The following is a 9763-nucleotide window of genomic DNA, read 5'->3' on the forward strand; positions in this document are numbered from 1 at the left end:
GGCGAGCACCGCCTCAACGAAAGGATGAATTTTATGGGCAATCAGACCCTACCCCGGAAGCAGACTCGTGCGGCATTTCTTATGAGCCTTGGCAGCCTCTCTCTCGCGGCCCTCGCGGGTTGCGCAGGTGGTGCTCCGCCCGACAGTGAGTTTGTGGGAAACTACCTCTCGACCTATACCCTTCCCGCTATTGGAGAGAACGGGACGTTTTCCTTTACGGTAGAGCAAAAGGGACGGATGGTGGGCTCTTTCACGGATGCAACCACCAACCTGGTCTATGCGTTTGATGGTGTGGTGGAGAACAAGGGCAAGTTTACGGGCACCCTGAAAAACGGCACGACCTCCTCGCCCATCAGCGGCCTCATGTCCGGTGGGAGCAGTGGTGGCGGTGACTTCAATATTACCCGTGGCGTTACGCAGTACCAGGGCCACTTCACCATCGGCGGCTCATTGACGACCGTCAATAGCGACTACCAGGGTATCTACAGCGGCGTCTACGGAGCAGACACTCGGCTCTTGGTTGAGGGGAAGACTCTAAACGGCCTAGCGAGCTACAGCGTGGATAGCAAGGGAAATATCATTGGCTCCCTCACCCGTGGTGCGGAAACGGGCCTGCTGACAGGAAGCATTGGCAATACCGGCGCGTTCCAGGCGACAGTAAAGTTCGCCAGTGCCACTCTCCCCCTCGCGGGAACTCTGATCAAGACCGCCGATGGCTCCGCGCAGGGCAACTTCACCTTCAGCTCCAGTGGGGCACTCTATCCTGCATCGTTTAGCAAGAGTTCCTCTGCCGTGGCGGGCGGTGACAGCCCGTACAAAGCCTCGTACCGTGGCACCTACGGACTCCCCGAGAAGGGCGAGAACGGGACTCTCAGCTTTACCGTGGATCCCTCGGGCTCGATGATTGGGTTCTTTAGCCAGTCTCTCAATAAACCCGTCGGAACTCTTGTTGGCTCGGTCGAGAATGACGGGGGCTTCTCTGGTGAGGTAACCTACAACGCCACTGAGATCTCGGGGCTTCCAGCTGCGGAGCAACCGCTCTACACGAAGCGTATGATCCAGGGCAAGCTGGGTGCCCGCGCGGGTGCTGCGGGCGTCTCCGGCGACTTCACGATGGCCATCAATGGGGTCACTTCGGCGGGCAACTTCGAGGCGAGCATCGGTGGCTCCGAGGTGAACAGTAGCTACCGTGCTTCCTACACCGATGGCGGATTCTTCTTCGCTCCTCCGGGCTTCGACGCGAGCCGAGTTCCTGGTGGGAAGTTTACGAGCGCCTCCTCGGTTGAGATTGCGGTTGATAAACAGGGCTCGATCATTGGAAGCCTGGGATCACATCGCTTCGATGGCCGTATCACCAACGATGGTCGTATTGTCGGACAGCTCCGTGGTACGGACAGTGCCTGGTATCCCATCCGCGGTATCCTCAGCAAGGTGATATGGAAGATCACGCCTCCTGGTGGCACGACCCCCGCGGACTACCCCGGGATTGCGGGAAATCTCTATGTCACGATTAGCGGAGAAGAGTACCCCATCGCTGTTAAGGCGACCGGAGGCGATGGCAGGAACAGCTAGCCACTCTCGCGACAACAAAAAAACACCGAGTGCTTTGGCACTCGGTGTTTTTTTGGCTTTCTAGATCAACCTCAGCTTCTTGCCAACGCTCTCAAAGGCTGCCAGAGCCTCGTCGAAGTCGGCGTTTGTGTGCGCCGCCGTGGGCATGGTGCGCAGGCGTGCTTTACCCCGGCCCACGGTCGGAAAGACAATAGCGAGCGCGAGAATGCCTTCGTCGCGCAAAAGCCGCTGTGCTTCTTGCGTCTTGGCTTCATCACCAATCATCACGGGAGTGATCGGCGTCTGCGTTACTCCAATCCCAAAGCCGAGTTTTTGCAATCCCTCTTGCCAGTACTTTGTGTTGGCCCAGAGTCTTTCGGAGAGCTCTGGCTCGTCACGCATCAGCTCGATGCCCTTGATACACGCCGCGGCGACGGCGGGTGGACAGCCGGTAGAGAACAGAAACGGGCGCGCACGCTGCTTCAGAAAGTCAATCAGCGCCGACGAGCCCGCAATATAGCCCCCGACCACGCCCACGGCCTTGGAGAGCGTCCCCAGCTGAATATCAATTTTCTGATGCACCCCAAAGTGATAGGCTGTCCCGCGCCCGTTCTTACCCATCACTCCTGAGCCGTGCGCATCGTCCACCATCACGGCGGCATCGTAGCGCTCGGCGAGTGCACAAATTTGATCGAGCGGCGCGACATCGCCGTCCATGGAGAACACCCCATCTGTGATAATTAAGCGCTTCTTGGCACCCATTACGTTTTTTAGTGCGTCCTCTAGCGAGTCCATATCGCAGTGCTGGTAGATCGCGCGCTTGGCCTTGGAGAGACGGCAGCCGTCAATAATAGACGCATGATTCAGGCTATCGGTGATAATCGCATCGTCAGCGTCGGTGATGGTCGGGATCGTGCCAGCATTGGCCGTGAAGCCGCTCTGAAACACCAGTACATCTTCCACGTGCTTAAACTCGGCGATGAGCTTCTCTAGATCATTGTGGAGCTGTAAGTTGCCGATAATAGGCCGCACCGCGCCGCCGCCCGCCCCAATCGCAAGCGCCGCGTCTGAGGCCGCCTGCCGCAGCCGCATATCGCCTGCCAGCCCGAGATAGTTGTTGGACGACAGATTAATCAGCTCACGCTCACTTCCCGCGATCCGCACCCGTGCACCAACAGCGCTTGTCACAGTGGTGAGCGGCTTGTAGAGATGCTCGGCATGGAGCGTGTCGAGCTGGCCTTTGAGAAAGTCTTGAAGAGTGTTGTTCATACTGTCCCAATTATACCGGCCAGCCAGTGCACTCGCTCCTCTGTCAATGCGGGTTTGAGAGCAAGCTGATAATCCAGCTCCCGCCAGAAAGCACCTTTGACCCAGACACGCTCGTACACCTCCTGGAGTGCAACCCCAACACAGGGCTCGCCCTGAGCGAGCGGCAGGCAAATATCAGACAGTGCACTCTCAAGGGAGTTTAGCCAGAAGTCGCAGCTGTCGGCACCAGCTTTATGCAGTACCACAAGATGATCCCAGCTCCCCCACTCTTGCAGCTCTGACTTTGGCGCGGCAACCGTGTGCTCTCCCTGGCGCAGAAAGTCAAGCTCCACCAAATGCGTCTCGCTTTCCAGAAGTGTCTGCTGATTGCGCAGATACGACGCATGCCCCGGGTTCCAGCGGTCTTTGTTCGCGGGACTGAGCAGTTCGATTACCAGAACCACCGCACGGTTTCGCCGCAAATCCCGAATCGCCACAAAGCGCTCACGCACCAGAGGAGCAAGGCGAACCGTCCCTGTCGGCTGACTCGTGGCCGCAATAACGGGCCGCTCGGCAACGGCAACGCCACCACTTTCTTTGCCTTCTCGTGGTACGTTGGGCGCTGTTCTTAGCACGACCACATCGGGGTAGCTTGCCTGACGCGGCACACTCACGTAGCAGCGCTCTTCCAGGTAGGCAAGGTAGTCCTCGGGCAGCTCCTGATTGAGAAGCCCCACCAGTTCTCCCAAAAACAGTCCATGGAAACCAATCCAGGAGAGCTGGCTCTCAATAAACGGATTGATGCCCAGGAAAGGGCTTGATTGTCGTGACATAATGTCTATTTTACCGTAGCGCGGCCATCCTACCGTTCGATGGGTAGCTTGTTCGCAGCGGCAACGGGCCGTCGTGGTGCCCTAGGGGAAACGGGTACACGTGCACCTGATCGGAAGGCTTCGCCGAGCAGATGACAGCCTGGCCCTCCGATGTGCGGGAGCATGCGCTGAAGCTGGCGGGCCTCGATATTCATTGAGGTGATCTCAAATAATATCGGCGAGAGTTTCTCTTTGCTTACGAAAGAGCGTCTCCAGCCCGACATTAGCGGTGTCTAAAAGCCGATCCATTTGCTTACGGTCGTACGGGCGGCCCTCAGCGGTGCCACGCACCTCGACGTACTTCCCAGTGCCCGTCGCGACAATGTCCATGTCCACCATCGCGCGGGAGTCTTCCTCGTAGCAGAGATCTAAAAGCTCGATCCCGCCCACAATCCCGACAGAGACAGCCGCGATTGAGTCAGAAAGTGCGGGTTTCTTGAGATTGAGGTTGTGCAGTGCTTCGGCGAGAGCGACATAGCAGCCCGTGATGCTCGCACAGCGCGTCCCGCCATCGGCCTGGATCACGTCGCAGTCCAGCGTGATCATTCGCTCCCCCAGCGCCTTCATATCCACCACGGAGCGCAGGCTCCGCCCGATCAGTCGCTGAATCTCTACCGAGCGGCCATCGGGTTTGTTAGACTCGCGCGGCTTTCGGTCCTTGCCAGAGCGCGGCAACATCGAGTACTCCGCAGTCACCCAGCCCTCCCCACGCCCCTTCATCCACATCGGCACGCGCTCCTCGACGGTCGCGGTGCAGATCACCTTTGTGCTCCCCATCGAGATCAGACACGATCCCTCCGCATTGGGCATGAACCCCCGCTCAATCTTCACCACACGCAGATCCAGGTTTCCCCGACCATCCACTCTAGGCATTCTCTAACCTTCCATCCTTCCAGACAAGCGGCCACACCATTGGCAGCCACTCCACTCCCAGTATAGCGCGTGCACTGCGGGAAAACACCGTCGGTGTGCCCGATGTAAAGAGTGTGAGGCTTCCCGCTTCCTGCCCCTGCGCCGCTACCTGCTCCGCTACCCGACGCGCGACAGCCGCACCCGTGTCTATCAGCACCACTTCCGGGCCGACGAGAGCCTGGAGCGCGGGGCGGAGTGCGGGAAAATGGGTGCAACCTAGCACCAGGGTATCGGCCCCTGCGGCAAGCAGCGGCTCGACCTCACGCTGAAGCAAGCGGAGTGTCTCAGGCGTCTCAAACGCGCCCGCCTCGACAGCTTCCACCCAGCCCGGGCAAGAGCGCGTCAAGACCGTGATCTCGGCAGCAAAACGGTCCAGCAGGGCGGCAAACCGGGCGCTCTGTAGCGTCCCGACAGTTGCCAACACCCCCACGATCCCCGACTTGGTGGCAGCGGCGGCGGGCTTGACGGCGGGCTCCATCCCGATTATTGGCACGCAGGGAAAGTGTTCGCGGAGAGTCCCGGCCGCAGCGGCAGTGGCGGTGTTGCAAGCAATCACCAGCGCCGTGCACCCCTGAGCCAGAAGAAACTCCGCTTGGGCAAGAGAGAGCTGGCAAATCTCACCCTCGGAGCGGCTCCCGTAGGGTGCATGGCGCGAGTCGCCTATGTAAGTAAGCGGCAGTGTGGGCAGTAGCCGCTGAATCTCCCGAACCACGGTCAGCCCCCCCAAACCGGAATCAAAAACCCCGAGGCAGGCCATAACGTTAGTTTTTCTGAGGGACTTTGAGCGGTCTTAGCAAGGACTGACTCCCACCAAGCGTCTCGACCACAGCGCCGTCAATGAAGATCTGGACGGTCTCAATGCGCGGAAGCTGCCCCGCTGTCGCGGTCAGTGCATTGATGGCAAGCTGCTCGGCCTTGTCGCCACCCGAGAAGTTCTCCTTGAGCTCCTTGCTGAAGTCTAGCAGTGCGGTGGTCCCCTCGATCTTCAGGCGCAGCAGCGTCGTCCCCTTGGGCAGAGCGGGCGTTGCTCCCTCGGTCATGGCCACAACTGCCGCCGCCAGCCGCGCTTCGTTCGTTGGCTTCTCCCCCGCCAGCTCGCGCGTCGCCGGGCGCAGTATGGGGCCGTCGGGGCTGTCCACAATCTGATAATAAGTCACCGTGTTCGCCTGCACAGGCGGGGCATCCGGTGCGGGCGTTGGAGTCACCTGAATCGGTTCCTGGCCAAGCTCCGTCACGGGTGGCGGCGTGGCACCAGGCACATAGGGTGAGACATACCTGGGCTCAGGGCGGTTTGCAAAGAACACGCCCATCCCAATCAGCAGAGAAACAAGCGCAAGAAAAACACGTTTCTGGTTAGACACAGCTTATTTTACCGGAGAATCAGACGTATCGTTCTCAGGAAAAGTGAGACGGGGTGGGAAACCATAGTCTCGCTGGGGCTGAGGCTTGGCATAACGCGTCGCCAGAGAGTCTGGGTTTGCCGCAAAAAAGTCCGCGATTCCCTGGGCTATCGCAACTCCCATCTGTGTCTGGACATCTTTGTTCTTCAGCGCGGCATAGTCTGCACTATTGCTCATGTAGCCCGTCTCCACCAGGACGCCCGCCATCTGGGAGTGACGCAGCACCGCAAAGCCGTCGCCAGGATAGATTCGGTAGTCGGAGAGCACACCACGCACGGGAATAGCACTGACACCCTGCCGAACTTTATCGGCAATGAACTTTGCGACATCCTGACTGATCGGCTCGCTGGCGTGGTAGTAGACCTCGGCACCACGAATCGTGTGGTTAGAGCTGCCATCGTTGCAGTGAACCGAGACAAAGAGATCTGCACCGGCCCGGTTGGCAATCAGGGCGCGCTCCTCAAGGCCAGGATCAAAGTTGGACTCCCGTGTCAGAATCACATTGGCTCCCAGCTCCTCCAGAGTCTGCGCCAGCGAGAGCGCCATGGGCAGCGTCAAGGTGCGCTCCAGAATCCCATCATGCCCCGGGTTACCCGTACTGGAGCCTCCGTGCCCGGGATCCACCACAATCGTCTTGCCCACAAGCGGCCCCTCGGTCTTGCGCGGCGTGAGCAGCTCAAGCAGCAAGCCGCCCCCCTTGCTATGCTTTATTGTGTAGCCGACACGGCTCGCCAGCTCAATCACCAGCCGTGCAGCATTGGCCCCAACGGGCACAAGCTGCGCGGATTTAATCAGCGGGTGCTGCACACCAGCCAGAGTCGCCGCGCCCGCTTTGGCGGAGTCTGCTAGGTAGATATTGCCAAAATCAAGCGTGAGAGTGTCTTTTTGCACCGACGGGCGTACCGCAGCCAAGCGGCTCGTCTCCAGCGTAAAGCGCAGTCGCTCGTCGCTCAGAGGCGTGGCGGAAACACTGCGAAACACCATCGGGGGAGGCGCTTTCGACGCCGACGTGGCAGGCTTTGGTGCCACTACAGGCGATGCAATTGTCACCGGAGCACCGGGTGGTGTCAGTGTAGCAACAGTCGCGGCCTTCCCTTCCCTCCAGTTCAGCGCCAGCGGCTCCGGAAGTTCAAGAGTGAGGCGAGCCGTATTCTCGTCTAGTTGGGTGGCGCGAACGGAGGCAACCTTAGCGGAGCTTAGCTCTAGAGCGGGCGGCAGCTCGGCAATTGTCGTTCCCGGAAAATCAATAAAGACACGCAATCCCTGGTTCTCCGTGGTAATTTTCGGTGCGATCGGCAAGCCCGCACTGACACGAAGCGAGTCGCCCTGTAGCGCAACCTCGCGCAGAACCGCACGCAGGGTCAGAGTTGTTGTGGAAGGCTCGTAGGTCAGGGTAGCAACTCCCATGGTCTTGAGAACCTCCACCACATCCACAAAGACGCCCCCAGAGCGCTCAAACGGCCCCTGGCGCGCGGCGACCATAATCAGGTTGCGGTCGGAGCCCACTAGCTTGACAGAGCCCCCTTCGACCGTTGCTACAATCCCAAGCGCGGTGAGCGACTCCGGAGCCACACAAATAGCACTATCACGTGCATCCCGGTACGGCAGGCGGCTTGAGCTTGAAACCGGCAGTGGGACGGTCCCAAAGAGCACCCGTATGGTGCCCCCGAACTGGCTCGCCCAAACCGCCCCTAGCTCAGGTTTATGTTTGGTCTTCTGCGCCTGTGCAGGAAGCACCATTGACATCCCCACAAGTCCGGCAACAGTAACGACACTTATTTTCCTCTGCGGCATCCGATGGAGATCTCCCTTAAGCCAGTCAGTTAAAAACACGTATTGATAGTTACACCAACTAAAACGGAGGCGTGGGGACTCGAACCCCAGTCCAAAGTGGTCAAAGAACAAGCCTCTACGAGCATAGTCCGCAATTTAATTTCAGACGGCCCCGCCTACGGACGGGCTGGGCTGGGTCCTAGTACGATTCGTTTCCCCCGGCGGTGCGCACGTTACGCCGATAGGTAGTGAGGTTTAATTTCACCGGACTGCTCACTCCTCACTGGTCAGCAGCGCGATGGCTTAATCTAGTTAAGCAAGCGCTAAGGAACGCACTGCGTTCTTAGCAACCGCGAAGTTATTCTTCTTGGCGTTTGTTTTTTTTACGGGTTTTTACGAGGCCACCCGCGCCTCGGCTCGCCACCTGTCTCATCCTCACCCTGTCTACTCCAATCGCCCCCAGGATGGTTTTTGAGAACCACAAGAAGTGTATCACAGATTCTGACACTACTATGATCGGTAGAAATGCCCAAGAGTTTACCGTCACCTAAAATTTCCTGATAAAATTCTCGCATGCCACAACGTGCTTCCCGACTGGATTTAATCCCCCCCTATCTATTTGGCGAGATCGCTCGCCTCAAGGCCAAGGCTCGCGCCGAGGGCAAGGATCTCATTGATTTTGGTATCGGTGACCCAGATCAGCCAACGCCACGCCCTATTATTGACAAGCTCTACGAGTTTGCCCAAGACCCAGAGACCCACCGCTACGATGAGTCCGACCAAGGCGACCCGGGCCTGACCGTGGCCGCGTGCCAGTGGTTTGAGAATCGCTACGGCGTCTCACTGGACCCGAAATCCGAGATCATTCTGCTGATCGGCTCAAAAGAAGGACTGGCGCATCTCTGCTGGGCCTACATCAACCCCGGTGACATTGCGCTGATTCCGGACCCGAACTACACGGTGCCCAAGGTGCAGACGCTGCTCGCTGGGGGAGTTCCCTACGCAATGCCCCTCACGGCGGAGAATCACTTTATCCCCGATCTCACGGCTATCCCTAGCGAGACAGCAAAAGCCGCCAAGCTACTCTTTCTGAACTACCCACACAACCCCACGGGGGCAACCGCGCCTCTCTCGTTCTTTGAGGAGGCTGTGCGCTTCGCCAAAGAGTATGACTTGCTGATCTGCAACGACTGCGCCTACGCGGAAGTGGGCTACGATGGCTACAAACCGCCGTCTATTTTGCAGGCAAAAGGCGCAAAAGACGTGGCAATCGAGACGCACTCACTGTCTAAAACCTTCAATATGACGGGCTGGCGCATCGGGTTTGCCGTCGGTAACCCCGATGCCATCGCGAGTCTGAACAAAATGAAGAGCAATATTGACTCAAAGCAGTTCTCCGCCATCTCCCGTGCCGCGGGCTGGGCACTGCTCAATGCCGATAACTCCGAGACGCTCGCCCTCTACGACACGCGCCGCAAGCTCCTCATTGATGGCTTGAACTCGCTGGGCTGGAGCTTGCCCTACCCCAAGGCAGGCTTTTTCGTCTGGATTCCCGTCCCCGACGGCCACAACTCGATGAGCTTCTCAAAGCTGCTCCTCGAAGAAGCGGGGGTGCTCGTCATCCCCGGCGTCGGCTACGGGGAATACGGCGATAAGTACGTCCGCATGAGCCTCACCATTGCGGGCGACAAAGCGGGCGAGCGCGTCACCGAGGCCATTAGCCGGATTCGCGCGGCGCTAGGCAAAGCAGCCCCCTAACCCCCGTCCGACAGGGGGACAAATGGAATTCCGAATATCTCCCTGTCGGGTGAGAAGCCACAGACGGAAGACGGAAAAAAGAATTTATTGACAGCAACCTATAGAGATTGACAACAAACTATAGAGCATGATACTGTACCTTCACCCTATGAACCATTTGTGCGCATCTCGCTGATGATCGTAAATGCTACTCATTGACTATCATACAGATACAGAAACAACTCTCTGTCGGGCTCGCTCCGCTCGTTC

General features: G+C 58.6%; 8 protein-coding genes and 1 other RNA gene. 2 read left to right on the forward strand and 7 right to left on the reverse strand.

Annotated elements, in window-relative coordinates:
• Positions 1-33: 33 nt before the first annotated feature.
• Positions 34-1572, forward strand: a complete 1539-nt coding sequence (locus ACH2ED_RS17595) for a hypothetical protein (protein ID WP_395093935.1) — start codon at positions 34-36, stop codon at positions 1570-1572.
• 60 nt (positions 1573-1632) lie between these two features.
• On the opposite strand, the gene ACH2ED_RS17600 is transcribed toward ACH2ED_RS17595, so the two are convergent.
• The 7 genes from ACH2ED_RS17600 to ssrA all read right to left on the reverse strand — a co-directional run bounded on the left by ACH2ED_RS17600 (position 1633) and on the right by ssrA (position 8217).
• On the reverse strand, positions 1633-2820 hold the full coding sequence (locus ACH2ED_RS17600; protein ID WP_395093937.1) for a glycine C-acetyltransferase: 1188 nt from the start codon (positions 2818-2820) through the stop codon (positions 1633-1635).
• The gene (locus ACH2ED_RS17605; protein ID WP_395093939.1) at positions 2817-3632 is read right to left on the reverse strand and encodes a DUF4058 family protein; all 816 of its coding nucleotides are present in this window, start codon (positions 3630-3632) and stop codon (positions 2817-2819) included. Before ACH2ED_RS17605 ends, ACH2ED_RS17600 begins: the two co-directional genes overlap by 4 nt.
• A gap of 204 nt (positions 3633-3836) precedes the next feature.
• Complete coding sequence (gene rph, locus ACH2ED_RS17610; RefSeq protein ID WP_395093941.1) at positions 3837-4544, reverse strand: ribonuclease PH; 708 nt, start codon at positions 4542-4544, stop codon at positions 3837-3839.
• Positions 4537-5340 (reverse strand): glutamate racemase, encoded by an 804-nt coding sequence (gene murI, locus ACH2ED_RS17615; RefSeq protein ID WP_395093942.1) that lies wholly within the window; start codon positions 5338-5340, stop codon positions 4537-4539. Before murI ends, rph begins: the two co-directional genes overlap by 8 nt.
• A gap of 4 nt (positions 5341-5344) precedes the next feature.
• On the reverse strand, positions 5345-5944 hold the full coding sequence (locus ACH2ED_RS17620; RefSeq protein WP_395093943.1) for a GerMN domain-containing protein: 600 nt from the start codon (positions 5942-5944) through the stop codon (positions 5345-5347).
• A gap of 3 nt (positions 5945-5947) precedes the next feature.
• Positions 5948-7777 (reverse strand): N-acetylmuramoyl-L-alanine amidase, encoded by a 1830-nt coding sequence (locus ACH2ED_RS17625; protein WP_395093945.1) that lies wholly within the window; start codon positions 7775-7777, stop codon positions 5948-5950.
• 61 nt (positions 7778-7838) lie between these two features.
• Positions 7839-8217: a transfer-messenger RNA gene (gene ssrA, locus ACH2ED_RS17630) on the reverse strand.
• 112 nt (positions 8218-8329) lie between these two features.
• Here ssrA and ACH2ED_RS17635 point away from each other — a divergent pair.
• The gene (locus tag ACH2ED_RS17635) at positions 8330-9514 is read left to right on the forward strand and encodes an LL-diaminopimelate aminotransferase (RefSeq protein WP_395093947.1); all 1185 of its coding nucleotides are present in this window, start codon (positions 8330-8332) and stop codon (positions 9512-9514) included.
• Positions 9515-9763 lie beyond the last annotated feature (249 nt).

This window comes from Armatimonas sp. (assembly GCF_043757465.1).
Classification (GTDB): domain Bacteria; phylum Armatimonadota; class Armatimonadia; order Armatimonadales; family Armatimonadaceae; genus Armatimonas.